21 protein-coding genes are annotated in these 24,395 nt (G+C 74.5%); 13 read left to right on the top strand and 8 right to left on the bottom strand.

Going from position 1 to position 24,395, the window contains the following annotated elements:
- The first annotated feature begins 82 nt into the window (after positions 1-82).
- Complete coding sequence (locus tag IG88_RS0124360) at positions 83-1,015, top strand: 1-phosphofructokinase family hexose kinase (RefSeq protein ID WP_031045071.1); 933 nt, start codon at positions 83-85, stop codon at positions 1,013-1,015.
- Between the two features lie 9 nt (positions 1,016-1,024).
- On the opposite strand, the gene IG88_RS0124355 is transcribed toward IG88_RS0124360, so the two are convergent.
- Both IG88_RS0124355 and cdgB read right to left on the bottom strand, forming a co-directional pair.
- The gene (locus IG88_RS0124355; protein WP_031045068.1) at positions 1,025-1,987 is read right to left on the bottom strand and encodes a carbohydrate-binding protein; all 963 of its coding nucleotides are present in this window, start codon (positions 1,985-1,987) and stop codon (positions 1,025-1,027) included.
- A gap of 116 nt (positions 1,988-2,103) precedes the next feature.
- Entirely contained in the window at positions 2,104-3,768 is a 1,665-nt protein-coding gene (gene cdgB / locus IG88_RS0124350) for a diguanylate cyclase CdgB (protein ID WP_031045066.1), read from the bottom strand.
- Positions 3,769-4,080: 312 nt separating this feature from the next.
- Here cdgB and IG88_RS0124345 point away from each other — a divergent pair, with 312 nt between their 5' ends.
- Positions 4,081-4,671, top strand: coding sequence for a flavin reductase family protein (locus IG88_RS0124345; protein ID WP_063760639.1), 591 nt, complete (start codon positions 4,081-4,083; stop codon positions 4,669-4,671).
- 37 nt (positions 4,672-4,708) lie between these two features.
- Here IG88_RS0124345 and arfB read toward each other — a convergent pair whose 3' ends face one another.
- On the bottom strand, positions 4,709-5,146 hold the full coding sequence (gene arfB / locus IG88_RS0124340; protein ID WP_031045061.1) for an alternative ribosome rescue aminoacyl-tRNA hydrolase ArfB: 438 nt from the start codon (positions 5,144-5,146) through the stop codon (positions 4,709-4,711).
- 191 nt (positions 5,147-5,337) lie between these two features.
- On the opposite strand from arfB, the gene IG88_RS0124335 reads away from it, so the two are divergent.
- On the top strand, positions 5,338-5,913 hold the full coding sequence (locus IG88_RS0124335) for a TerD family protein (RefSeq protein ID WP_030399397.1): 576 nt from the start codon (positions 5,338-5,340) through the stop codon (positions 5,911-5,913).
- A 69-nt stretch (positions 5,914-5,982) separates the two neighbouring features.
- Here the strand turns inward: IG88_RS0124335 and IG88_RS0124330 are convergent, their stop codons facing one another.
- On the bottom strand, positions 5,983-6,639 hold the full coding sequence (locus IG88_RS0124330; protein WP_031045057.1) for a response regulator: 657 nt from the start codon (positions 6,637-6,639) through the stop codon (positions 5,983-5,985).
- Positions 6,636-7,937 carry a sensor histidine kinase gene (locus IG88_RS0124325; protein ID WP_031045054.1) on the bottom strand — a complete coding sequence of 434 codons (1,302 nt, stop codon included), beginning with the start codon at positions 7,935-7,937 and terminating at the stop codon, positions 6,636-6,638. Before IG88_RS0124325 ends, IG88_RS0124330 begins: the two co-directional genes overlap by 4 nt.
- A 289-nt stretch (positions 7,938-8,226) precedes the next feature.
- On the opposite strand from IG88_RS0124325, the gene IG88_RS0124320 reads away from it, so the two are divergent.
- From IG88_RS0124320 to IG88_RS0124310, 3 genes are all read left to right on the top strand, one after another.
- Positions 8,227-8,793: a GlcG/HbpS family heme-binding protein gene (locus IG88_RS0124320; RefSeq protein ID WP_031045051.1), complete on the top strand. Its 567-nt coding sequence runs from the start codon at positions 8,227-8,229 to the stop codon at positions 8,791-8,793.
- A 78-nt stretch (positions 8,794-8,871) separates the two neighbouring features.
- The gene (locus tag IG88_RS0124315; RefSeq protein ID WP_031045048.1) at positions 8,872-10,287 is read left to right on the top strand and encodes a M1 family metallopeptidase; all 1,416 of its coding nucleotides are present in this window, start codon (positions 8,872-8,874) and stop codon (positions 10,285-10,287) included.
- A 60-nt stretch (positions 10,288-10,347) separates the two neighbouring features.
- Positions 10,348-10,848, top strand: coding sequence for a hypothetical protein (locus IG88_RS0124310; protein ID WP_031045045.1), 501 nt, complete (start codon positions 10,348-10,350; stop codon positions 10,846-10,848).
- A 48-nt stretch (positions 10,849-10,896) separates the two neighbouring features.
- On the opposite strand, the gene IG88_RS0124305 is transcribed toward IG88_RS0124310, so the two are convergent.
- A complete protein-coding gene (locus IG88_RS0124305; RefSeq protein WP_031045042.1) occupies positions 10,897-11,604 on the bottom strand; it encodes a pentapeptide repeat-containing protein in 708 nt (235 codons plus the stop codon).
- A gap of 158 nt (positions 11,605-11,762) precedes the next feature.
- On the opposite strand from IG88_RS0124305, the gene IG88_RS0124300 reads away from it, so the two are divergent.
- The 4 genes from IG88_RS0124300 to IG88_RS0124285 all read left to right on the top strand — a co-directional run bounded on the left by IG88_RS0124300 (position 11,763) and on the right by IG88_RS0124285 (position 16,541).
- Entirely contained in the window at positions 11,763-12,923 is a 1,161-nt protein-coding gene (locus IG88_RS0124300) for an NAD(P)-binding protein (protein WP_031045039.1), read from the top strand.
- Between the two features lie 56 nt (positions 12,924-12,979).
- On the top strand, positions 12,980-13,960 hold the full coding sequence (locus IG88_RS0124295) for a zinc-binding dehydrogenase (RefSeq protein WP_031045036.1): 981 nt from the start codon (positions 12,980-12,982) through the stop codon (positions 13,958-13,960).
- 80 nt (positions 13,961-14,040) lie between these two features.
- Positions 14,041-15,555 carry an MFS transporter gene (locus IG88_RS0124290; protein ID WP_037836545.1) on the top strand — a complete coding sequence of 505 codons (1,515 nt, stop codon included), beginning with the start codon at positions 14,041-14,043 and terminating at the stop codon, positions 15,553-15,555.
- A gap of 104 nt (positions 15,556-15,659) precedes the next feature.
- Positions 15,660-16,541, top strand: coding sequence for an aminoglycoside phosphotransferase family protein (locus IG88_RS0124285; RefSeq protein WP_031045030.1), 882 nt, complete (start codon positions 15,660-15,662; stop codon positions 16,539-16,541).
- Between the two features lie 21 nt (positions 16,542-16,562).
- Here the strand turns inward: IG88_RS0124285 and IG88_RS0124280 are convergent, their stop codons facing one another.
- Complete coding sequence (locus IG88_RS0124280; protein WP_031045028.1) at positions 16,563-19,769, bottom strand: helix-turn-helix transcriptional regulator; 3,207 nt, start codon at positions 19,767-19,769, stop codon at positions 16,563-16,565.
- Between the two features lie 309 nt (positions 19,770-20,078).
- Here IG88_RS0124280 and IG88_RS0124275 point away from each other — a divergent pair, with 309 nt between their 5' ends.
- The 3 genes from IG88_RS0124275 (at position 20,079) to IG88_RS0124265 (ending at position 23,656) form a co-directional block, all read left to right on the top strand.
- A complete protein-coding gene (locus IG88_RS0124275; RefSeq protein ID WP_031045025.1) occupies positions 20,079-20,780 on the top strand; it encodes a response regulator transcription factor in 702 nt (233 codons plus the stop codon).
- Positions 20,781-20,927: 147 nt separating this feature from the next.
- On the top strand, positions 20,928-21,605 hold the full coding sequence (locus IG88_RS0124270) for a DUF4255 domain-containing protein (protein WP_031045020.1): 678 nt from the start codon (positions 20,928-20,930) through the stop codon (positions 21,603-21,605).
- 23 nt (positions 21,606-21,628) lie between these two features.
- Positions 21,629-23,656, top strand: coding sequence for an ATP-binding protein (locus tag IG88_RS0124265; RefSeq protein WP_031045017.1), 2,028 nt, complete (start codon positions 21,629-21,631; stop codon positions 23,654-23,656).
- Between the two features lie 23 nt (positions 23,657-23,679).
- Here the strand turns inward: IG88_RS0124265 and IG88_RS0124260 are convergent.
- A partial coding sequence (locus tag IG88_RS0124260) for an RICIN domain-containing protein (RefSeq protein WP_031045015.1) occupies positions 23,680-24,395 on the bottom strand: 716 nt, incomplete at its 5' end.

Genomic DNA, 24,395 nt, shown 5'->3' with positions numbered 1-24,395 from the left:
GCCCGCCTTTTGGCATGATCGTGTCGTGGAGCACCGCTCCGCGGGCATACCCAGCCGCACACGATCGGGGGAGGTCGGCACGGTGATCCTCACCGTCACTCTCAACACCGCGCTCGACATCACCTACCGCGTCCAGGGCCTCAGGCCCCACGCCTCGCACCGGGTGACGGAGGTGACCGAGCGGCCCGGCGGCAAGGGGCTCAACGTGGCCCGGGTGCTGGCGGCCCTCGGGCACGAGGTGACGGTCACCGGCTTCGCGGGCGGCACCACCGGCGCCGTCGTGCGCGAGCACCTCACCGGCGTGCGCGGCGTGACCGACGCGCTGGTGCCGGTCGAGGGGGCCACACGGCGCACCGTGGCCGTCGTCGACGAGCGCACCGGCGACACCACCCAGCTCAACGAGCCGGGCCCGGCCGTGTCGCCCGCCGAGTGGAACGCCTTCCAGGACGCCTACGAGGACCTGCTGGACGGTGCCGCCGCGGTGGCCCTGTGCGGCAGCCTGCCGCCGGGCGTCCCGGTGGGCGCGTACGCCGGGCTGGTGCGGGCCGCGCGGGCCGCGGGCGTGCCGGTGCTGCTCGACACGAGCGGGGAGCCGCTGCGGCGGGGCCTTGCCGCCCGCCCGGACCTGATCAAGCCGAACGCCGACGAACTGGCCGAGCTGACCGGCTCGCACGAGCCGCAGCGGGCCGCGCAGGCCGCCCGGCGCCGCGGTGCCCGTTCGGTGGTCGCCTCGCTGGGCGCCGAGGGGCTGCTCGCGGTGACCCCGGAGGGCCGCTGGCGCGCCGCCCCGCCGGCCCACGTCCACGGCAACCCGACGGGCGCGGGCGACTCCGCGGTCGCGGGCCTGCTCTCCGGGCTGGTGGAGCACCTGCCCTGGCCGGACCGGCTGACCCGCGCGGTCGCCCTGTCGGCGGCGACGGTGCTGGCGCCGGTGGCGGGCGAGTTCGACCGGGCGGCGTACGAGGAGCTGCTCGGCCGCGGGGTCGCGGTGACGGCGGAGGCGGGGGCGGCCTGAACACACCCCCTAGTTCTTGACCTGGCCCTTCTTCAGGGAGAACTGGTCCAGCAGGACGTCGCACTTGTCGCCGTCGGTGCAGGACAGGGTGATGGTGTTGGTGCCCTTGTTGAGGGTGGGCCAGGCGTAGGTTTTGGTCCAGCCCTTGGCGAAGTCGCCGTCCTCGGCCTGCGCGAAGTTGCCCAGGTTCAGCTTGCTGCCGAACTCCTTGCCGTTGACCGTGAGGGTCATCGACTGGTCCTCGCCGGCCGCGCTGTAGGTGGTGAAGAGGGTGTAGAGGCCGTCCTCGGGGATGCCGTTCACGGTCCAGGTGACCGAGGCGCCCGGCTGGTTGAGGTTGGCCACGTAGACGCCGCCGTCCGACTCGGCGCCCTCGACGTCCGAGGCGAGGGAGGCCGGGCCGCCGAGCCGCATCGCCTTCGCGTCGGCGGAGGGCAGGTCGACCTCCTTCTCGGCATCGTCGTCGCTCGCCGACGGGCTCGGGTCGGTGCTCTGGGACTGGGTGGGGGTCGGGTCGCCGCCCGCCTCGTCGCCGCTCTTGTCGTCGTCGGTGCCGCTGCTCGTCATGGCCACGGCGATGCCGATGACCACGGCGGCGACGACCGCGACCGCGCCGATCAGCAGCCCCTTGGTGTTGGGGCCGCGGCGCCCGCCGCCCCCGCCGTGCCCGGACGGCTGCTGCGGGGCACCGGGGCCGCCACCGCCGGGGAAGGTCTCCGGCGCCGCGTAGTGCGCGTTCGGCTGTCCGTACGCGCCCTGCGGCTGGCCGTAGGCGCCCTGCTGGGGCGGGGCGGCCTGGCCCTGCGGTGCGCCGTACTGCCGTGTGCCGACGGGACGCACCCGGTTGACGGAGTTCGGGTAGCCGTAGCCACCGGACGGCGGCTGGGCCCCGTTGGCCTGCCCGTCGGCGTAGAGGTAGCCGAAGGGGTCGTCGTCCTCGGGCGTGCTCGCGCCGTTGTTGCCGGGCGTCATCCCTTGGTCTCCTAACCAGATGCGGTGCGTGGTACGGGTGGGTGAGAGAGCGAGCCTACCCGCTCCCGCTGACCCGAACGGGTGACCCAAACCGCATCAACGCGCTGACCTGCTGATCATCCGGCTCGGCGGTGCTGTTTGGGACGAGATCGTTTCTCGACGTACATCCGTTCGTCAGCCGACTTCAGGACTTCGTCCGCCGTCATGCCGCAGTGGGCCCAGCCGATGCCGAAGCTGGCGCCCACGCGGACGGCCCGGCCCTCGGCCCGGATCGGCTGGATGATCTCGTTGCGCAGCCGTACGGCGAGGTCCTCGGCGTCGGCCCGGCCGAGCCCGTTGGCGAGGATCACGAACTCGTCGCCGCCGAGCCGGGCCACGGTGTCGCCGTCGCGGACGCCGCCGCTGAGCCGCCGGGCGACCTCGATGAGCACGGCGTCGCCCGCGTTGTGCCCGAACCGGTCGTTGATCGACTTGAAGCCGTCCAGGTCGCAGAAGAGGACCGCGAGCCCCTTGGTGCCGTCGTCGCGGCCGTCCTCGGGAGCCACGGCGTGCTCGTGGTGGTCGAAGGCGCCGTACGGCTCGGGGGCGGCGGAGAAGTCGAAGGTGTGGCCGCCGGAGTCGAAGAGGGCGGGGTGCCCGTAGGCGGCGTCCATGGCGTCGGCCACCGCCGCGTGCGAGGACTGCGGGCGCTGGCACAGCCGGGCGGCCAGCCGGGAGCGCAGCTCGGCGCTGTTGGGCAGGCCGGTGAGGGAGTCGTGGGAGGCACGGTGGGCGAGCTGGAGCTCGCGGCGCTTGCGCTCCTCTATGTCCTCGACGTGGGTGAGCAGGAAGCGCGGCCCGTCGGCGGCGTCGGCGACGACGCTGTTGCGCAGCGAGACCCAGACGTAGGTGCCGTCGCGGCGCCCCAGGCGCAGCTCGGCCCGGCCGCCCTCGGCGGAGGTGCGCAGCAGGGTGCCGATGTCCTCGGGGTGCACGAGGTCGGAGAAGGCGTAGCGGCGCATCGCGGAGGCGCGGCGGCCCAGCAGGCGGCAGAGCGCGTCGTTGGTGCGCAGGATGCGGCCGTGCTGGTCGCCGCCCATCTCGGCGATGGCCATGCCGGAGGGGGCGTACTCGAAGGCCTGGCGGAAGCTCTCCTCGCTGGCCCTGAGCGCCTGCTGGTCGCGCTCCAGGCGGACCAGGGCGCGCTGCATGTTGGAGCGGAGCCGCGCGTTGCTGATCGCGATGGCGGCCTGGAACGCGTACATCTGCAAAGCCTCGCGGCCCCAGGCGCCGGGGCGGCGGCCGTTGCGCGGCCGGTCCACGGACAGGACGCCGATCAGCTCGCCGCTGCTGCCGCCGCCCTGCGGGCCCGGCGCGTACATCGGGGCGAAGAGCCGGTCCGAGGGGTGCCACTCGTCCTCGAAGCGGGGCGCGGGGCCGTCGGTGTACCACTGCGGGACGTCGTCGTCGTCGAGGACCCAGCCCTCGGTGTGGGGTATGAAGATCAGGTCGCCCCACTGCTCGCCCATGCTCAGGCGCCGGTCCCAGGACGCGCGGGAGCCCGAGCGGCCGGTGATGAGCGCCTCGGCGGCCTGGTTGCCCGCGAAGGCGGCGACGACGAGGTCGCCGTCGGGGCCGACCAGGTTGACGCACGCCAGTTCGTACCCGAGGGACTGGACGACGCCGTCGGCGACGGCCTGCAGGGTGTCGGCCAGACTGCGGGCCTTGTTCATGTCGGCCATGGCCTGGTGCAACTGCCGCAGGGACGCAAGGCGGACATAGGGCTCCGAGTCGGTCTCCATGCTCGCCCTCCCCCCGAGACCTCGCAGTGAATCAAGGGTTGTCTTCGGCGCCTTTACTGATGGTGCCCTTGCAGGTTCCCCGCCACTGAATCACAGCGCGCTCCCCACTCGGTACACAGGGTCAACAATTACCGCCCCTTGTGACTCAAGTCACAGCAAAACCTGAACAATTGAGAGGGCATTCCGTGTTTTCCCGGCAGGTTTACCGATCGCAAAGTCCAGGCGGAAGCGCACCCTCCGTCCCTGGTCCTAGGTCCCGGTTGGGACCAGGGTCCGATGCCGGGCCCGTGTGCCGGAGATTAGCGTGACGGGGTGCCGAACACTTCGTCCCTCGCCTCCCCCGCGTCCCCGTTGCCGTCGCCCGCCTCCGGGCATTCTGAGGGGGTGAGCAACGAGGAGTTCCGTGCCGCCATGTCCCGGCTGGCCTCCGGCGTGGTCCTGGTGACCGCGCAGGAGCCGCCGCTGGACCCCGACGACCCGCTGGCGCCGCGCGGCGAGGACGTCGGCATGACGGCCACCGCGTTCGTGTCGGTCTCCCTGGACCCGCCGCTGGTCCTGGTCAGCCTGCGCGAGGGCTCCCGCATGGACGACCTGCTCGACGAGCAGCCCCTGTGGGCGGTCTCCGTCCTCTCCGAGAGCCAGCGGCACATCGCGGGCCGCTTCGCGATGAAGGGCCGCGTCAGCGACCGCCTCCTGTTCGCCGACATCCCCTACGTGCGCGGCGAGGCGACCGGGGCGCCGCTGGCGGGCGGCGCGCTGGCGACCCTGGAGTGCCGCACCGAGCAACGGGTCCCGGCAGGCGACCACACCCTCGTCATCGGCCGCGTCCTGACCGCCTCGCTGCCGAGCGCGGACGGCGGGCCGCTCACCTACTTCCGGGGGCGGTACCGGAAGCTGGACTGAGCGGCCGTCGCCCACCGGCCCGGTGGCGGGCCCCCGGTCAGTCCCAGCCGCGCGCCGAGCGGCCCCGTTTGGTCTGCGCGCGCTGTTTCTTCTCCCGCAGCCGGCGTTCGTTGATGCCGCGCGGGACGCGGGTCGGCCGGCGGGGCCTGGGCGGCGGGGCGGTGGCCTCGGCGAGGAGACCGGCCAGGCGCACGGCGGCGGTCTCGCGGTTGCGCCACTGGGAGCGGTGCTCGGAGGCGCGGACGGTGACGACCCCGTCGTTCAGGCGCCCGGCCAGCCTCTCCAGCGCCCGCTGCTTCCACACCTCGGGCAGGGCCTCGGTCCGCGCCAGGTCGAAGCGCAGTTCCACCGCCGTGTCCGTGGTGTTGACGTGCTGTCCGCCGGGCCCCGAGGAGCGCGAGAAACGCCAGACCAGCTCGGCCTCGGGCAGGGAGACGGAGCCGCGGATGACATGGGGACCGGACATGCCCTCCATGTTCCCGCCCCCCGGCGGCCGGAGTCACCCGAATATCCCCCGCCCGGCGTTCCGGTCCGGCGTCCCCGGTCCCGGTTCCGGCCCGGGTAAAGAAAGTAAAGACAGGCGGAACCTTGTGGACCCCTCTCGACGTTCATGGTGGTAGCTGTAGCTTTCTTGCCGTACGTAAACGAGGGAAGGGACTCCCAACAATGGCTGTAAGCCTGTCCAAGGGTGGCAACGTCTCGCTCACCAAGGAGGCTCCGGGCCTGACCGAAGTCACCGTGGGGCTCGGCTGGGACGTCCGCACCACCACCGGCACCGACTTCGACCTCGACGCCTCCGCGATCGCGGTCAACGCGGAGGGCAAGGTCTACTCCGACGCCCACTTCGTCTTCTTCAACAACAAGCAGACGCCGGACAACACCATCGTCCACACCGGTGACAACCGCACCGGCGAGGGCGCCGGCGACGACGAGGCGATCAACGTCAACCTGGCCGGTCTCCCGGCCGACATCGACAAGATCGTCTTCCCGGTCTCGATCTACGACGCCGAGAACCGCTCGCAGAACTTCGGCCAGGTCCGCAACGCCTACATCCGCATCGTCAACCAGGCCGGCGGCGCCGAGATCGCGCGCTACGACCTGTCGGAGGACGCGGCCACCGAGACCGCCATGGTCTTCGGCGAGCTGTACCGCAACGGCGCCGAGTGGAAGTTCCGCGCCGTCGGCCAGGGCTACGCCTCGGGCCTGGTGGGCATCGCCCAGGACTTCGGCGTGAACGTCTGACGTTCACCCGCCGGTTCGCCGCGTACGAAGGTCCCCCGGACGTCCGGCCGGGGGACCTTCGGCGTTCCGTCACGGCAGCAGGCGCTGCTCCTTGGCCACCGCGACCGCTCCGGCGCGGGTGTCGACGCCGAGCTTGTCGTAGATGCGGCGCAGGTGCGTCTTCACCGTGGCCTCGCTGATGTACAGGGCGCGGGCGATCTCCCGGTTGCCGAGTCCGGTGGCGAGCTGGGCCAGGATGTCGCGTTCGCGGCCGGTGAGGGCGGGGCGGGGACTGCGCAGACTGGCCATCACCCGGCCGGCGACGGGCCCGGACAGTGCCGGACGGTCCTGAGCGGCGGCGTGGATGGCCGCGAACAGTTCCTCGGGGCGTTCGGCCTTGAGCAGGTAGCCGGTCGCGCCCGCCTCGATGGCACGGGTGATGTCGGCGTCGGTGTCGTAGGTGGTCAGCACCAGCACGCGCGGCACGCGCCCGGTGCCCGTGGTGAGGCGGCGGGTGGTCTCCACGCCGTCGATGCCGGTGCCGAGCTGAAGGTCCATCAGGACCACGTCCGGCGCCAGTCGCCCGGCGAGCGCGAGCGCCTCCTCGCCGGTGCCCGCCTCGCCCACCACCTCGATGCCGTCGGCGCTGTCCAGCAGGGCGAGCAGCCCGGCGCGTACGACGACGTGGTCGTCGCAGACCAGGATGCGGACGGGTGCGGCGGGTCCGCCGGCTGCCGGGTCGGTCATCGGGGTGCCTCCTGCGGGTCGGCGGGGCCCGGCGGGTGCGCCGGACCGGTGCGGGGCGGGTCCAGCGGCACGGCGGCGGACAGGGCGGTGCCCTCGCCGGGCGCGGACTCGACGGTCAGGGTGCCGCCGAGCTGGCGCAGCCGGGCGCGCATGGCGGGCAGTCCGTGGCCGCGCACCCCGGCCCCGGCACCTGTCCCGGCACCTGCACCGGCTCCCGTGTCGGACGACCGCGCCGGGTCGAAGCCGTGCCCGTCGTCGGTGACGTCCAGGACGACCTCGTCGTCGAGGAGGGTGAGGCTGAGCGCGGCCGTGGACGCCCCCGCGTGCTCCCGGACGTTGGCCAGGGCGTTCTGGGCGACCCGCAGCAGTGCCGACTCGACGCGGGCGGGCAGCGCCGGGAGGCGGGCACCGTCGTCGACGTGGACGCGCACGGTGAGGTGCTCGCCGGACTCCCGCTCGGCCAGCGACCGCAGCGCCGCCTCCAGGCCGCCGCCCCGGGCGAGGTCGGCCGGGGCCAGGTCGTGGACGAAACGGCGGGCCTCGGCGAGGTTGTGCTCGGCGACGGAGGCGGCGCCCCGGACGTGGGTGCGGGCCTTGTCCCGGTCCGACTCCCAGACCCGTTCGGCGGCCTGGAGCAGCATCCGCTGGCTGGACAGGCCCTGGGCGAGGGAGTCGTGGATCTCCATCGACAGCCGCTGGCGTTCGGCGAGGGTGCCCTCGCGGCGCTCGGAGGCGGCGAGTTCACGTCGGGTGCGGATCAGGTCGTCGATCAGGGCGCGCTGCCGGGCGGCCTGCCGTTCGGTGTGCAGGAACACGGCGGCGGCGAGGGCGGCGACGGCGGGCGGGGCGAGCAGCAGGTTCGGGTCGAAGCCCCCGGCGAGCCGCAGTTGCGCGGCGACGACGAACACCGTCAGGACCGTGACCAGGCCGAGCGCCGCCCGGGCCGGCAGGGTGCGCAGGCCGGTGTAGAACAGGGGCACCGCGCACCAGGCGAAGCTGGGCGCGAGCACGACCAGCACCATCCACACCGCGACAACCGGACCCAGCCGGGCCAGGCGTCGCCGGACGGGCACGGCACCGGGCACGGACGGCTGGGGCCCGCCCAGGACCGGCCCGAGCAGGTGCAGCACCGCGAGGGTGAGGGACAGGGCGAAGATCCACGGCGTGCGGGGTTCGCCGGGGTGGCGCAGCAGGAAGCGGGCCAGGGCTCCGCCGAGCAGCAGGAAGAACGCCACGTGCATGACGGCGCCGAGCCACCGGGCGTCCGGGTGGTGGTCGTACGGCTTCGCCCCGGCCATCCCGCACCCGCCTCCTCTCGTCCGGTACTCCGGTCCGTCCGTCACCCGTCTCCTTCCCGCCCCGTCTTCCGCCGCGCGGCTCTGCAACGCGTCGCAGAAGACGGCTGAGCTGCGCGAACACTCCCATGGTGCCCGCTTCGGACGTCTTTCGGGTCAGCCGATCGGACGACCCGGCCGTCGCCCGTTCCGCCGCCCACGAGCAGCCGGAACGCCGACCGCGGGTGCCCGGTTCCGGCCGGAGGGTGGAGAGCACGAAGCCGACCGCCCCCAACCGGAGGAGCAGCCCACCATGAAGAAGACCCTCTCCCGTCGTGCCCGCGTCGCCACCGGCGGTGCCGTGCTCGCCGCCGTCGCCGCCGGCACCTTCGGCACGGTGGCCGCGAACGCCTCCGCCCCCGCGAGCGCCCAGGACTCCGCGGTGGCCGCCGCTCCCGTCGCCGCGGGCAAGCGGGACACCACCACCTCCACGCACCTGACGATCGACGCCGCCACCAAGGCCGCGCAGGCGGCGCTGAAGGCCGCCACGAAGGAGGGCCAGCGAGTCACGGTCGCGGTCGTCGACCGCAACGGCAACACGATCCTCACCCTGCGCGGCGACGGCGCGGGGCCGCAGTCCTACGAGTCGGCGGAGCGGAAGGCGTACACGGCCGTCTCCTGGAACGCGCCGACCAGCGAGCTGGAGGGCCGCCTGGAGAGCGCGCCCAACCTGAAGGACATCCCGGGCACCCTGTTCCTGGGCGGCGGCGTGCCGGTCACCGCCGGCAAGGCGCCGATCGCCGGCATCGGTGTCGCGGGCGCCCCGTCCGGCGCCCTGGACGAGAAGTTCGCACAGGCGGGCGCGGCGGCGCTGAACTAGGTCCTCCCGGGGCGCTCCGGGGTCCCAACAGCCGTTGCCGGCGGGCGTTTCACGTGAAACACCCCATAGGATCACGAGGTGCGCACCCCCCGTCTGCTCGTGACCGCCGCCACCGCCCTCGCCCTCACGGCGTGCAGCGGAGGCGGCTCGGTCGATGGCACCCCCGGTGGCTCGGGGGTGCGCGACCCGTACTTCCCCAAGGCCGGCAACAGCGGCTACGACGTCGGCCACTACGACCTGACCCTGGACTACGACCCCGACACGGACGCCGACGCCGGGCACCTCGCCGGCACGGCGGTGATCACCGCCCGCGCGACCGAGGACCTGTCCGCCTTCAATCTCGACCTCAAGGGCATGGACGTCGAGAAGGTCGAGGTCGAGGGCCGGGAGGCGCGCTTCAACAGGGCCGGGCAGGAACTGACCGTGCGCCCCGCCGACGAGTTGCACGACGGGGAGACGTTCCGCGTGAGCGTCCGTTACTCCGGCGGCCCGGAGACCATCACCGACCCGGACGACTCCGAGGAGGGCTGGCTGCCCACCGCCGACGGCGCGGTCGGGCTGGGCGAACCGACCGGCTCGATGGCCTGGTTCCCCGGCAACCACCACCCCTCCGACAAGGCGACGTACGACATCAGGATGACCGTGCCGAAGGGTCTGGGCGTGGTCTCCAACGGTGAACTGCGCGAGGAGCGCACCCGCAACGGCCGTACGACGTTCACCTGGCACACCGCCGAGCCGATGTCCAGCCACGTGGTCACGGTCGCGGTGGGCACGTGGGAGACCGCCCGCTCCACCACCGACGACGGCCTGTCCGTCTACACGGCGGTGGACCCGACACAGGCCGACGCGAGCCGGAAGGTCCTCAAGCGCATCCCCGAGATCATGGAGTGGGGACAGGAGAACTTCGGCCCCTACCCCTTCTCCTCCACCGGCGCCATCGTCGACCGCGACGAGGACGCCGGGTACGCCCTGGAGACCCAGAACCGGCCCTACTTCCCCGGCGCCCCCGACACCGTCCTGCTCGTCCACGAGCTGGCCCACCAGTGGTACGGGAACTCCGTCAGCCCGAAGACCTGGCGGGACATGTGGCTCAACGAGGGCTTCGCCACCTACGCCGAGTGGCTGTGGGAGGAGGACCACGGCGGCGACTCCGCCCAGGAGACCTTCGAGGCGCTCTACGACGGGACGTACTACGACGACGAGGACGCGAACGACTCGGTCTGGGCGTTCCCGCCCGCGGACCCGCCCGACGCGGCGCACATCTCCGACAGCCCGGTCTACCAGCGGGGCGCGATGGTCCTGCACAAGATCCGCCGGACGGTCGGCGACGACGCCTTCTGGGACCTGCTGCACGGCTGGTCCGCGGCCCGTCGCCACGGCAACGCGGACACCGAGGACTTCACGGCGTACGTGGAGAAGTCGGCGCCGGACGAGGACTTCTCGGAGATCTGGAAGGACTGGCTGCACGGGGACGGCAGGCCGGACAGCCCGTGAGGAGCACCGGCGTGCCCCTCCGGTCCGGGTGGGCGTCCGGTCCGTGACACCATCACCTGCGTGCTCGACATCGGCTACGCCCTCTCCACCCGCTTTCCGGACCCGCCGCAGACGGACTACCGGCGCGCGGACGTCCACGCCCTGCGCCACGACCTGTTCTGCGGGGACGTCTACCTCGCCGACACCAAGGCGGACCGGGAACTGTCCACAGCCTGGGGATGGGTGCCGGTGCTCGACTTCGCCTGGGCGCTGTGCGACATCGTGGAGCAGATCGACCGGGACCCGGCGGGCTCCCGGGCCGCCCGGCCGCAGCGGGCCGAGCTGGACTTCACCGAGTCCACCGACCGCCTGCTCTTCGAGCGCCGCTTCGGCTGGGTCGACGTCGAGGCGGAGTGGCTCCCGGCGGACGAACCCCCGCTCTCCTTCTCCCACACCGAACTGCGCCGGGAGGCACGGGACTTCCTGCACGACCTCCTCGCCGACCTCACCGACCTCCACGAGGACCTGGCGGACAACCCCGCGGTCTGGTCCCTCCAGGCCCGCTTCCCCCGCCTGCCCTGACCGCCGGGACGACCGGAACGGCCCGACGACCGGAGCGGCCCCGCGCCGCTACCCCTCCGCCAGCACCCGCACCCCCAGCTCCGCCGCCAGCACCGGGGCCAGGTCGAGGAGCTGGGTGGGGCTGATCACGGCGCCGGAGAGACGGTCCACGCCGCGGGCGAGTTCCAGCGGGGCGGCGCCGCGCAGGTCGACGTCGGTGAGGGTGGCCGCGCTCAGGTCAGCCTGCTTCAGGGCGCAGTCCACGAACTCGACCCGCTCCAGACGGGCGCCCCCGAAGTCCGGCTCGACCAGGACGCAGCCCTCGAAGACGACGTCCTTGAGACGGGCCCGGCGCAGGTTGAGGTAGTCGATCTTGCCGCCGCGGACCAGGACACGCTCCAGCACGGCGCCGTGGAGCTGGGTGCCGCCTAGGCGGGCGTCGAGCAGCTCGACGTCGCGCAGGGTCGCCTCCGCGAGGTTCGTGCCCACGCCCCGGACGCCGGTGAGCACCGTGTCCAGCAGCCTGGCCCGGGGCAGCGACGCCTCGTCCAGGGCGCAGCCCGTCAGCGCGCAGTCCATGAAGCGGGCGCCCGCGCCGTCCTGGCCGGTGAAATCCGCCTCCCGGAAGTCCAGCGCGTCGTAGTCCCCGTCCGGCTCCAGTCCCCCGCCGTCCTCGTACGGCGTGAGCGGCGGCAGACGCAGCTCGGGGCGTCTCGCGCCGCGCACCGTCGTCGTACCGCGCCCGCCCGTCGTTGATCCCGCCGCTCTCCTCGCCATGGGCCCATGCTGCACCCCGGCACTGACAACCGCCTCCGACCTGCGCCAACACCCCTCTCCCCGGCCGTATGTCACATCCGGCGCGCCCTCGGACGTCGTAGGGGCGGACAGGCGCCGTGCCAGGCGGCGCGACCGCGACCCGAGGGAGAACCCGAGCCATGCACCGCATCACCGTCATCGGTGGCGGCTTCGCCGGACTGACCGCGGCCATCACCGCCGCCGAGGCCGGTGCCAAGGTCACCGTCCACGAGGCCCACCACACCCTGGGCGGGCGGGCCCGGACGTCCGACGGCCCCTACCGGACCAACGACGGTCCGCACGCTCTCTACAACGGCGGCCCGCACTGGGCCTGGCTGCGCCGGCGCGACCTGATCGGACCGCTCGCGCCGATCCCGCCGCTGGAGGCGGCCCGGCTCAGGCTGCGGCACAAGGGAGCGCTGCGCCGCACCCCGCCGTTCGCCATGCTGAAGCTGCTGCGCCGGGGCGTGGGGCCCGCGCCGGTCGACACCGACTTCCTGACCTGGGCGACCGGCATCGCGGGCGAGGAGGGCGCCCGGGCCGCCGCCCACTACTGCGCCGTGGCCCTCTTCCACCACGACCCGGGTTCGCTGTCCGCCGCCTTCGTGCAGGAGCGGCTGCGGCGGGCCGCCAAGCTGCCGCCCGAGGCGCACTACCCGCGCGGCGGCTGGGCCGGGGTCGTGGACCGGATGGCCGCCCTGGCCTGGAACCTCGGGGTCCGGGTGGAGACGCTCTCCCGCGTGGACACGCTGCCCACCGACACGCCCGTCGTCGTCGCCACCTCCCTCGACGCGGCCCGCCGTCTGCTGGACGACCCCACGCTGACCTGGCCGAGCGGCCGCACCGCCCTGGTCGACCTGGCCGTACGGACCCGGCGAGGGGACGCCTTCGCCGTCTCCGACCTGGACGCGCCCGGGTGGATCGAGCGGTTCACGGCGCAGGACCGCACGCTCGCGCCGGCGGGGGAGCAACTGATCCAGGGGCAGATCCCCCTCGCGCCGCACGAGTCGAAGGCCGACGGCACCGCGCGGGCCGAGCGCCTGCTCGACCTGGCCTTCCCCGGCTGGCGGGAGCGGCTGACCTGGCGGCGCGAAGGCGTCGCGAACGGCCGTACCGGCGCCGTCGACGCGCCCGGCACCACCTGGCGCGACCGGCCGGCCCTCGACCGCGGCGACGGCGTCTACCTCGCCGGCGACCAGGTCGCCTCGCCCGGTCTGCTCTCCGAGGTCTCCTTCAACAGCGCCCTGACGGCGGTCTCCCTCGCCCTCGGGCGGCACGGGCTTGACCTCGAGCGAGCTTGAGGTCGTTGGGTGGGGACCACAGCAGCCGCAGCGCTCTCTTCTCTGGGGGTTACGTCATGCACGCCATCCGTCTGCACGCCTTCGGTCCGGCCGGGAACCTCGTCCTGGACGAGGTCGAGGACCCGGCGCCGGGCCCCGGCCAGGTCCGGATCGCCGTCCGCGCGGCGGGCGTCCACCTCCTGGACGCCGCCCTGCGCGAGGGCGTCCGGGGCCCGGCTCCCGCCCTCCCCGAGCTGCCCACGATCCCCGGCCGGGAGGTCGCCGGGGTCGTCGACGCGCTCGGGGAGGGCACGCCGGAGAGCTGGCTGGGCCGGCGCGTCGTCGCCCACCTCGGCTTCGCCCCGGGCGGCTACGCCGAACTCGCCGTCACCGACCTCGCCCGCGTCCACGAGGTCCCCGCGAACCTGGACTTCGCCCAGGCCGTCGCCATGATCGGCACGGGGCGTACGGCGATGGGGATCGTGCAGTTCGCCGAGCTGGGCCCCGGCGCCGTGGCCGTGGTCCCGGCCGCCGCGGGCGGCATCGGCACGCTGCTGGTGCAGTACGCCAAGAACGCCGGTGCCACGGTGATCGGCCTCGCCGGCGGCCCGTCGAAGACCGCGCTCGTCGCGGCGAACGGCGCCGATCTCGCCGTCGACTACACGGACCCCGGGTGGCCGGCGAAGGTCCGCGCCCACCTGGACGGCGAGGCCGCCACCGTCGTCTTCGACGGTGTCGGCGGGGACGTGGCCCGCGAGGCCGTCGCCCTGCTCGGGCCCGGCGGGCGGCACGTGGTCTTCGGCTGGTCGGCACAGGGCCTGCTCGACGGTGCCCCCTACCTCGTCGACGGCGTCTCCGAGCAGGTGCTCGGCCCGGCGATGAGGGAGCGCACCGGCGGCGCCGACCCCGTGCGCACCCTCGAACTGCGCGCCCTCGCCGAGGCCGCGGCGGGCCGGCTCGTGCCGGCCGTGCACCGCTTCCCGCTCGCCGGGGCCGCCGCCGCGCACCGCGCCCTGGAGAACCGGGCGACGACCGGGAAGGTGGTCCTGGAGCCATGACCGGCGGCCGGTGGAGCCGGGCCGGACGGCGGCCCGCGCAACGGGATGCGACACGTCCCGAATCGTGGTCTTCTGGCCAGATGAGTGGCTCCCGGACAGGTCGGACAGGCGAACCCGCGGCCACGCCCCCGAAGACCGATCCGCATCGCTGGTGGGGGCTGGTGGTGATCGCCCTGGCCCAGTTGATGGTCGTCCTCGACGCGACGATCGTGAACATCGCGCTGCCCTCGGCCCAGCGCGACCTGCACATGTCCGACGCCAACCGCCAGTGGGTGATCACCGCCTACACCCTCGCCTTCGGCGGTCTGCTGCTGCTCGGCGGGCGGGTCGCGGACCTGGTGGGACGCAAACGCACCTTCGTCATCGGGCTGATCGGCTTCGCCGCCGCCTCCGGGATCGGCGGCGCCGCCACCACGTCGGCGATGCTCTTCGGCGCCCGCGCCCTCCAGGGCGTGTTCGCCGCAGTCCTCGCGCCGTCCGCGCTGTCCCTGCTGACGACGACCTTCACCGACCCGAAGGAGCGCGGGAAGGCCTTCGGCATCTACGGCGCGCTGGCCGGCTCCGGCTCCGCGATCGGCTTCATCGTCGGCGGCGTGCTCACCGAGTACCTGAACTGGCGCTGGTGCCTGTACGTCAACGTCCCCATCGCGATCATCGCGGTGATCGGCGCCTTCGCCCTGCTGCACGACCGGCCCGGTCACGCCGACGCCCGGCTCGACGTGCCCGGCGTGGTCCTCGGCTGCGGCGGCCTGGTCGCCCTCGTCTACGGCTTCAGCGAGGCCCAGCCCCGCGGCTGGACCGACCCGCTGGTGCTGTCCCTGTTCGGGCTGGCCGCGGTCCTGCTGGCGGCGTTCGTGTGGTGGCAGACCCGGGCACCGACGCCGCTGCTGCCGCTGCACGTCATCCGGGAACGCAACCGCGCCGGCTGCTTCCTGACGATGATGCTGGCGGTCATCGGCATGTTCGGACTGTTCCTGTTCATGACCTACTACCTCCAGGTCATCCTCGGCTACTCCCCCGTGCGGACCGGCCTGGCGTTCCTGCCGCTGACCGCCGCGATCATCGTGGGCTCCACCCAGATCTCCGCGCGGCTGCTGCCGCACGTCAGCCCGCGCACGCTGATGGTGCCCGGCATGCTCCTCGCCTCGGGCGGCATGGTGATCCTCACGCGGATCACCGTGCGCTCGGAGTACGTGACCGAGATCCTCCCCGCGCTGCTGCTGATGGGCCTCGGCATGGGCCTGACCTTCATGCCGGTCTTCTCCACGGCCACCGCCGGGGTGGCCCCCCGGGACTCCGGCGTCACCTCCGCGACGGTCAACACCTCGCAGCAGGTGGGCGGCTCGATCGGCACGGCGCTGCTCAACACCATCGCGACCAGCACCAGCGTGTCCTGGATCACCGCGCACCTGACGAACCCCGCCCAGCGGGAGCAGATCGTGCGGGAGGGGATCGTGCACGGGTACACGGTCGCCATCTGGGTGGCCGCCGGGGTGATGCTGCTGGCGGGCGTGGTCGCGGGCGTGATGGTGACGGCGAAGGCGCCGAAGCACGGGAACCCGGCGGGCCGTCCGGTGACGGAGCCGGTGGCCTGAGGGAGCCCGCCGGGGAAGCAGCCGGGGGGCAGTCGGCTCCCCGCGGTGCTGCGGTGCGGGCGTTCGGGCCCGGCCAAAGGGACGGCCCGGTAACCTCGTTGACCGTGATCGACGTTCCGGACGCACTGGCCGTCTCTCTGAAGAAGTACAACGGCGAGGCCGGACGTGCCTTCGTCGCGGGGCTGCCCGCGCTGGCCGCCGGGTTCCTGGAGCGGTGGGAGCTGCGGCTGGAAGGGCCGCCGATGCACGGCTGGGCGGCGCTGGTGCTGCCGGTCGTGCGGGGCGACGGCGTCGAGGCGGTGCTGAAGCTGCAGGTCCTCGACGCGGAGACCGAGGGCGAGCCCCTCGCACTGCGGGCGTGGGGCGGGGACGGAGCGGTGCGGCTGCTCGACCACGATCCGGCGACCGGGACCATGCTCCTGGAGCGCCTGGACTCCGGCCGCATGCTCAGTCACGTCGCGGACTCCCGCGAGGCCGTCCTGGTCGTCGCCCGGATGCTCGCGCACCTCACCGCGAGGCCCGCGCCGCCCGGTCTGCGCCGGCTCGGGGACATCGCGCGGGGCATGCTGGAGCGGACGCCCGGGACGCTGGAGCGCATCGCGGACCCGGCGGACCGGCGGCTGGTCGCCGACTGCGCCGCCGCCGTGCGCGAGGTCGCCGACGAGCCGGGCGACCGGCTGCTGCACTGGGACCTGCACTACGAGAACGTCCTCGCCGCGGACCGCGCCCCCTGGCTCGCCATCGACCCCAAACCGCTGGCCGGCGACCCGGGCTTCGACCTGCTGCCCGCGCTCCACAACCGCTACGACCCGGCCGAGACCCGGTGGCGTTTCGACGCCATGACCGACGTCCTCGGCCTCGACCGGCAGCGCGCCCGCGCCTGGTGCCTGGGCCGGGTGCTCCAGAACAGCCTGTGGAACGTCGAGGACGGCGACCCGCTGGAGACCGAGCAGATGGAGATCGGCCGGCTGCTGCGCGGTCTGTGAGGGGTGCCGCAGCGGACCCGGTCAACAGCGGGTGTCGGGGCGCGCCTCCCGCTCCCGGTGCCCGCCGCGCTCGCGGTGCCCGCCGCGCTCCAGGGCGCCCGGCAGCTCCGTCCGGCGGCGTATCCGCAGCTTGCGGTAGGTGCTGGTCAGGTGGGTCTCCACGGTGCGCCGGGCGAGGTGGAGGAGTTCGGCGATCTCGGTGTTGGTCCGTCCGTCGGCGGCCAGTTCGGCGACCCGGCGCTCGCTGCCGGTCAGCGCGTCGGCCCCGGAGCGGTCCGCCGCGGAGTTCCGGGCGCCGCCCTCGCGCAGCGCCTGCCCGGCCAGCGTGAGCCAGCGCCGGGCGCCCTTGTGTTCGGCCAGGTCGGCGGCCTCCCGCAGCCGGGCCCGGGCGCGTCCGTGTTCGCCCGCGTCGAGGAGCTGGCGGCCCTGGGCGAGCAGGGCGGGGATCAGCTCCATGTCGGTGTCCGCGGACGCGTCGCGCAGGGTCCGTACGGCCTCCTCGGCCAGTTCGAGACCGCGCCGTCCGCCGGTCGCGGTACCCAGTACGCGCAGGGCCCGGCCCACGGTGCGCGGGGTGTTCCACACCCGGGCCAGCCTCAGTTCCTCCGTCGCCAGGGCCAGCGCCTCGGGGCCGCCGCCGAACGCCAGCCGTATCTCGGCGGCGGCGGTGCGCCACGGGGTGACGACCGGGCTGACCACCTCGCGGGCCGACTGGCGCCGCCCGCACTCCAGGAAGTCGTGGAGCGCTCCCGTGGGGTCCCCGGTGGCGGCGCGCAGCACGCCCCGCGCGTACAGGTAGCGGTTCAGCTCCCAGTTCTCCGGCGCCTCGCGCAGGTCGAAGCGGTCGGCGTGGCGCAGGGCCTCGTCGGCGCGGCCGGTCTCGACGAGCGCGATCAGGGCGTGGGCGTCGCGGTTGGTGGGTCCGGGCCCGGGCCCCGGGTCGGCGGCGAGGGCGAGCAGCCGGGCGTGGTCGCCGCGGGAGGCAACGATGTCGGCGCGGGTGTTGAGCAGGGCGTGCTGCATCGGGTGCAGCAGGGCGGGGTGCTGTCCGGCCAGGCCGCGTTCCACGAGCCGTTCCGCCTCGTCGAGTTCGTCGGCCCACTGGGCGACGGCTGCGGCCGTGCCCAGCAGGAAGGGCTCGGCGAGCGGGTCGGCGGGCTGGGCGAGCAGGTGGCGCACCCGGGTCATGGCCTCGTCGGCGGAGATCAGGGCGGCCGTCGCCGCGTACCGCACCAGCAGGGCCTGTCCGGCGGTGCCGACCAGTTCCGGGGAGTGCCGGCCGGTGTCGCACAGCCACCGGTACACCTCCTGCCGGGTGGCCAGGTCCTCGTCGGACAGCAGCGCGGTGGCGGTCTGCACGGTCCGGGCGAGGTCGGGGTGGCGGGAGAGCCGGCCCTCGGTGCGGCGCAGCACCTCCATCGCCGTACGGATCTCGCCGCGCCCGGCCAGGGCGGTGCCCAGGGCGACGGCCGTGCGCACCTGGTTGCGGGGCTCGGCCGGCAGGTGCTGGGCCTCGGCGAGGCGCGCGATGGCGGCCGGGGTGTCGGCCGACGCGTACTCCAGGGAGCCCAGTTCGGTCAGCAGGCGCTGGCGCAGGTCGTCGGTCAGCGGTTCGTCCAGGGCCCGGCGCAGGTAGCCGACGGCGTCGGCGGGCCGGGCGTCGTGCATGGCGACCGTCACGGCGTCGCGCAGGACGCGCAGCGCCCAGGACAGACCGACGGCCGGGGTGCGCAGCAGGTGCCGGGCGACCGCCTCGACCCGGCCGCCTCGGCGCAGCAGTGCCTGTGCCGCCGAGCGGTGCACGGCCTCGCGGCGCGGGCGGGGCCAGCCGGTGAGCACGGCGTCGCGCAGCAGCGGGTGCGCGTAGCGCGGGCGGCCGGCCGCGTCGGGGCGCAGCAGGCCGAGCCGGGTCATGGCGGCGAGCCATCCCTCGGTCCGCACGGGGTCGGCCCCGGCCGCCTCGGCGAGCACGTCGACCGGGTCCCCGGCCGCCCCTCGCGCCGGGGGCACGAGGGGCGCGGGCCGCGGTGCCGTCCGGTGGGCGGGGTGCGGGGGCGGGTCGGTGCGGCCGTAGTCGCCGGGCGCGGGCGCCGGGCGGATGCCGTACGGGGCGTGCACAGGACCGGGATACGGGTCCCGGTGGGGCGGGTACGGCACCTCGGCGGCGGGTTCGGTGGGGTGCGGGTAGGGGCCGTGCTCGGGCGGGACGGCGAGGGGGCCCGTTCCCCCGGACGCCGGGAGCGCCGCCGCGTCCGCGCTCCACACGTCCCGGCAGCCCGGGGCGGTGTCCCCGGGCCGGCGCGCCCGCACCGCGGGAGCGTCGTGCGGGTGCTCGAACGGCGGGGTCCGCGGGTGCGGGAGGGCAGGCCGGGGCGCGCCCCGGCGCGGCGGCGCACCGGCGGGCGCGGCCTGCTCCAGGGCCGCCAGGCAGCGGGCCACGTCGGCCGTCGCGGTGCCCGCGCTCTCCAGCCACCAGGACACGGCGGCCGGGTACGACCCGGGGTACAGCGCGGCGCAACTGGCCGGCACGGGCGGGGTGCCGTCGGGGTGCGGGGTGCCGCCGAGGTCGTCCAGCAGGGCGTGCAGGAGCAGCGGGCTGCCCGCACCGGCCAGCACGACCTCCCGCGTCCAGGAGGCGGGCGCGTCGGGGAAGGCGTCCTGGACCAGCCCGGCCGCCGCCGCGTCGCTGAGCGGGGCGAGGGTGTGGGTGCGCACCAGGGACGGCGACAGGGCCCGGGTGAGGCCGGGGGGCCGGGGGTCGATGTCGTACTGGCTGCGCTCGGTGGCGACCAGCAGTACTGGTAATCGGTCGACGTGCCGGGCCGCCTCCGTCAGCCAGCGGCGCGAGGGCTCGTCGGCGAGGTGGACGTCGTCGACGGCCACCAGGACCGGGCCCTCGGCGGCGTACGCGCGCAGCAGCCGCCACAGCCGGGCCGCGTCGGCCCGGTCGCCGCCGTCGAGCAGTACGTCGGTGAACTCCGGTACGCAGGCGAGCAGTTGGAGGACCGTCGCGAAGGGCACCGAGGTGTCCTCGGGCGAGCAGCGCACGCGCAGCACCCGCAGGCCGCGCTCCTCGGCGTGCCCGGCGGCGGCCTCCAGTACGGCGGTGCGGCCGGTGCCGCCGGCACCGCGCAGCAGGACGAGGCGGCCGGTGCCGGCCCGGGCGCGCTCGATCTCGGCGGCCAACAGCGCGTGCGCGTCGTCGCGTTCACGGAGCGGTCCGGTCATCGGTGCCTCCTGTGGTGGACGGTGCTCCCCCGGTGTGTGAGACGAACGTCCGCGGCCGACGGTGGTCCGAAGTGGCGCGGGTCACGTGGGCGCGCGGTCGCCGCCCCGGGCCCCCGCGTCCTTGTGCGGACCCTGTGGACTGCCCCGACTCCTGCCCCACGGCCCCTTGTGGCCGCCGACGCGCCGGTCTCGTGGTCCACCTCGTGGTGGTCCACGATTGCGAAGTCCCAGCGGCCCCACAAGTGTGGAACACGCACATCCGCCATGGGTCTGCGCCGCATTGCGGGCACGTGAACAGGGGGGAAACGGTTGCTCAACTCACCCCGGGCCACCACCACATCCATCACGACCACCACCTCGGCACGCGGCTCCGGCCCGGCCGCCGGCGTGGTCGACCGGCGGGTCCCGGTGGCGGTGTCCGCCCCGGACCCGATCAGCCGCGAGGGTGCGGTCAGCCAGTTGCGGCGGCACCCGGAGATCGACCTGCGCGAGGAGTCGGGCCCCGGCACGGTCGCCCTGCTCATCGAGGACGCGCTCGACGACGCGGCGCTCACCCGGCTGCGCCGGATCGTGCGCAGTGAAGGGGCGCGCGCCGTCCTCGTGACCGGCACGATCCGCGAGAGCGAACTGCTCGACGTCGTCGAGTGCGGCGTCGGCGCGATCGTCTGGCGGCACGAGGCCACCGCCCACCGCCTGGTCCAGGCCGTCCTGGCCGCCTCGCGCGGCGACGGGGACCTGCCCGCGGACCTGCTGGGCCGGCTCATCAGCCAGGTCGGCACCCTGCACCGGGGCGCGGCGGGCCGCCCCGGGGCCCCGTCGCTGGGCCTCGCACCCCGAGAGGTGGATGTCCTGCGGCTGGTCGCCGAGGGTCTCGACACCGGAGAGATCGCCGGCAAGTTGTCCTACTCCGAACGCACCGTCAAGAACGTCATGCACGGACTGACGACACGGCTCCATCTGCGCAATCGCGCCCACGCCGTGGCCTATGCCCTTCGGGAAGGCTACATCTGACCGAACGGGCAACCGAGGCTGGGCTCCCGGGCCCGCACGGGCAGGGTGTCCTGCCCGGCCGCCGTCCCCGTGGCGCGTGCGGGCGAAAGGGGCGCCGGGGCACGATCGACGGTGGATGTCCATGACGGTCAAGGCGGGAGCACGAGCGTGATCCACGAGGTGGACGAGGTCCTCAAGACCCTCCTCAAGAGCGGGGCGTTGACGGACTCGGGCATCGACGTGGCCTTCGAGGCGCCCACCCGTGACTGGGCGGCCCGCCGCAACGCCCCCGTCGTCAACGCCTACCTGTACGACATCCGCGAGGACGTGAACCGCAGGCACCGCGGCCAGATGGCGGTGCGCGACCAGGACGACATCGTCATCAAGCGCCGCCAGCCGCCGCGCTGGTTCCGGCTGTCGTACCTGGTGACGGCGTGGACCAAGACCCCGCAGGACGAGCACCGGCTGCTGTCCGCCGTCCTGGCGACCCTGCTGCCCCGCGAGCTGCTGCCGCCCTCCGAACTCCCGGGCTCGCTCGGCGCGCTGAACCTCTCCGTGCCGCTGACGGTGGCCGGCATCCAGTCGGAGTCCCGTTCCCTCGCCGAGATCTGGTCCGCCCTGGGCGGCGAACTCAAGCCGTCCCTCGACCTGGTGGTGACCGCGCCCTTCCCGGCCTTCCCCGAGTACGACGCCGGGCCCCCGGTCACCGAGGGCGCGACGGTCCGGATCGGCGGCAGGGAGGGCGACCCGCCGCTGCCGGAGGGACGCTCGCACCGGCCGCACCAGGTGGCGGCGGCACGCGTCGCCCGCAGGGCCGCCCAGGACGGCCGTACGAAACGACAGTGACACCAGTGACCCCCGCGACGACCATGCACACCCCAGGCACCGGCCCCGCCGCCGACCCGTCCGGCGACTGCGCGCAGGCGCTGCTCGCCCGGCTGGGCATCCTGCGGGAACGCGTGGCCGCACTGGTGGACCACCGCAGCGCCGACGACCCCACGGCCGAGGACCCGCTGCGCGGCCTGTACCTGCCCGACGAGGCCGTCCACCACCTGCTGCGCACCTGGCCGGACCCCGCCGGAGCGGCCGGGCCCGGGGAGCCGCCGGCCCACGTCGGCGGCCCGGCGGGCCCCGCGGACCGGCTGGCGGCGCTGGGCGGGCGGGCGCGGCTGACCGAGCTGGACACCGCCGTCCTGCTCGTCGCCCTCGCTCCCGACGTCGACCGCGCCTTCGAACCGCTCTACGGCTACCTCAACAACGACGTGAGCCGCCGCCGCGCCACCGTGGGCCTCGCCCTCGACCTGTGCGGGGTGCCCGCGCACGCCTCGGCCGCCCGGGCCCGGTTCCACGCCTCCGCGCCGCTGCGCACCCTCGGCCTGCTGGAGCTGGAGGAGCCCGAACGGCCCTTCCTCACCCGTTCGCTGAAGGTCCCGGACCGGCTGATCGGCCATCTGCTCGGCGACGACACCCCGGACGCCGCACTCCTCGGCCTGCTGCTCCCGATGCCGGACCCGCTGCCCGCGGCGGACCCCGGCGCCGAGGCGTTCGTACGCCGGCTGGCCGCCCTGCTGCGCGAGGGCCCGCTCGTCGCCCACCTGCGCGAACCCCGCGAGGGCGACGGCCTGGCCGCCCTCGCCGCCGCCCTGGACGCCGCGGGCGTGGACGCGCTGCGCTGCGGCGAGCCCGCGGACCACGTGCCCGAGCTGCTGCGCGAGGCCCGCCTCAGCGGCCGGGCCCTCGTGGTGGCGGGCCTGCCCGAGAAGCCGGGCGCGCTGGTGCGGACGCTGACCGCGGCGCGGGACGTGACCGTCCTGATGACGGACCCCCGCCCCTACGACCCGCACTGGTCGCCGGCCGACCCCCTGGTCCTGGATGCCCCGGGGCGCGGGGCCGGTGGCGCCGCCGCCTGGCGGGCCGCGCTGGGCAGCGACGCCGACGGCTTCGACCTGGCCTCGGCCGTCGCCCCCTACCGGCTCGGCGGGGACCGCATCCAGCGCGCCGCGCACACCGCCCGCGCCCTCGCCGCCTTCGACGGCACCCCGGTCACCGCCGACCACGTCCGGCTCGCCGCCCGCCGGCAGTCGGCCTCCGGCCTGGAGAGCCACGCCCGGCGCATCCGGCCCGCCGTGGACTGGCGGGACCTGGTGCTGCCCGACAAGCCCCTGGTCCAGCTCCGCGAACTCGCCCTGCGCGCCCGCCACCGCGACCGCGTGCTGGGCGACTGGCGGCTCAGCGCGGGCGGCGGACGCGGCCGGGGCGTCCTCGGCCTGTTCGCGGGCGAGTCCGGCACCGGCAAGACCCTGTCCGCGGAGGTGGTCGCCGCCGACCTGGGCCTGGACCTGTACGTGGTGCAGTTGTCGTCGGTGGTGGACAAGTACGTCGGCGAGACCGAGAAGAACCTGGAGCGGATCTTCACGGAGGCCGACCGCACCGACGCCGTACTGCTCTTCGACGAGGCGGACGCCGTCTTCGGCAAGCGCTCCGAGGTCAAGGACGCGCACGACAAGTACGCCAACATGGAGAGCGCCTACCTGCTCCAGCGCCTGGAGTCCTTCGACGGCATCGCCCTGCTCACCACCAACCTGCGGGCCAACATCGACGAGGCCTTCACCCGGCGCCTGGACCTCGTGGTGGACTTCCCCTTCCCGGACGTCGAGCAGCGGCTGGCGCTGTGGCGGCACGGCCTGTCCCGGGTCCCGTCCGACGACGGCATCGACCTGGAGCCGCTGGCCCGGGAGTTCGAGCTGGCGGGCGGCTCGATCCGCAGCGCCGTGGTCACCGCCGCCTACCTCGCCGCCGGGCGCGACGACACGGTGACGGCGGACGACCTCCTGGAGGGCGCCCGCCGCGAGTACCGCAAGGCCGGCCGGCTGGTCCCGGGGGAAGGCGGCTGGTGACCGCCGCCGGGACCGCCTGAGCCTCAGCCCCTCTTCGGGTGGATGATCTCCCACTCCTGGTCGTCGACGTTGGTGCAGTCGTCGAGCACCAGCTTGGAGAAGAGGGCGCCGCCGTTCGCGCCCTCCACGCCCAGGCACTTCTGGTTGCTGGAGAAGTTGCGGATCCAGTAGGCCCCGCTCTCCTGCTTGTCGACCCACCAGACCTGGTTGTCGGTCGGGACCTCGTTGTCGCAGTGGAACTCGGTGATGGGCGTGCCCACGGCGGCGGAGGTGTGGTCGGGCAGGTCCATGCAGTACTTGTCCTTGATGTTCCGGATCTGGAAGAGGTCCGCCCCGCCGGGGCCGGCCTTCTTGAACCGGACCTCAAGGTTCCAGATCTGGTTGTCCCCGTCGGTGTCGTCGCAGACGGCCTGCTGGACCGGCCCGTCGAGTTCGCCCTTCTCCCGGCCCGGGAGTTCGGCGCACATGTGGCTGGTGGTGTTGCGCAGCAGGATGTTCTCGGCGGGCACCACCGGCTTGGCGGCCGGCTTCGCGGGCTTCTTGGCCTCCCCGCCGCCGCCCTTGTCCCCGTCGCCCTTGTCACCGCCGCCGTCGTCCTTCGACTCCTGCGTGACGGGCTGCTCCACCTTCGGCTCTTCGACGGGCGCGGACTCGGCGCTGCTGGGCAGTGTCTCCGGGGTGGCGCTGGGGGACAGCGCGACACCCGCCTGCTGCGTCTGCTCGGTGGCACTCGTACGGA

The organism is Streptomyces sp. NRRL F-5650 (genome assembly GCF_000721365.1).
Lineage (GTDB): Bacteria > Actinomycetota > Actinomycetes > Streptomycetales > Streptomycetaceae > Streptomyces > Streptomyces ardesiacus.
The sequence above is the reverse complement of the archived record's forward strand: the minus strand, read 5'-3'. Positions and strand labels throughout refer to the sequence as shown.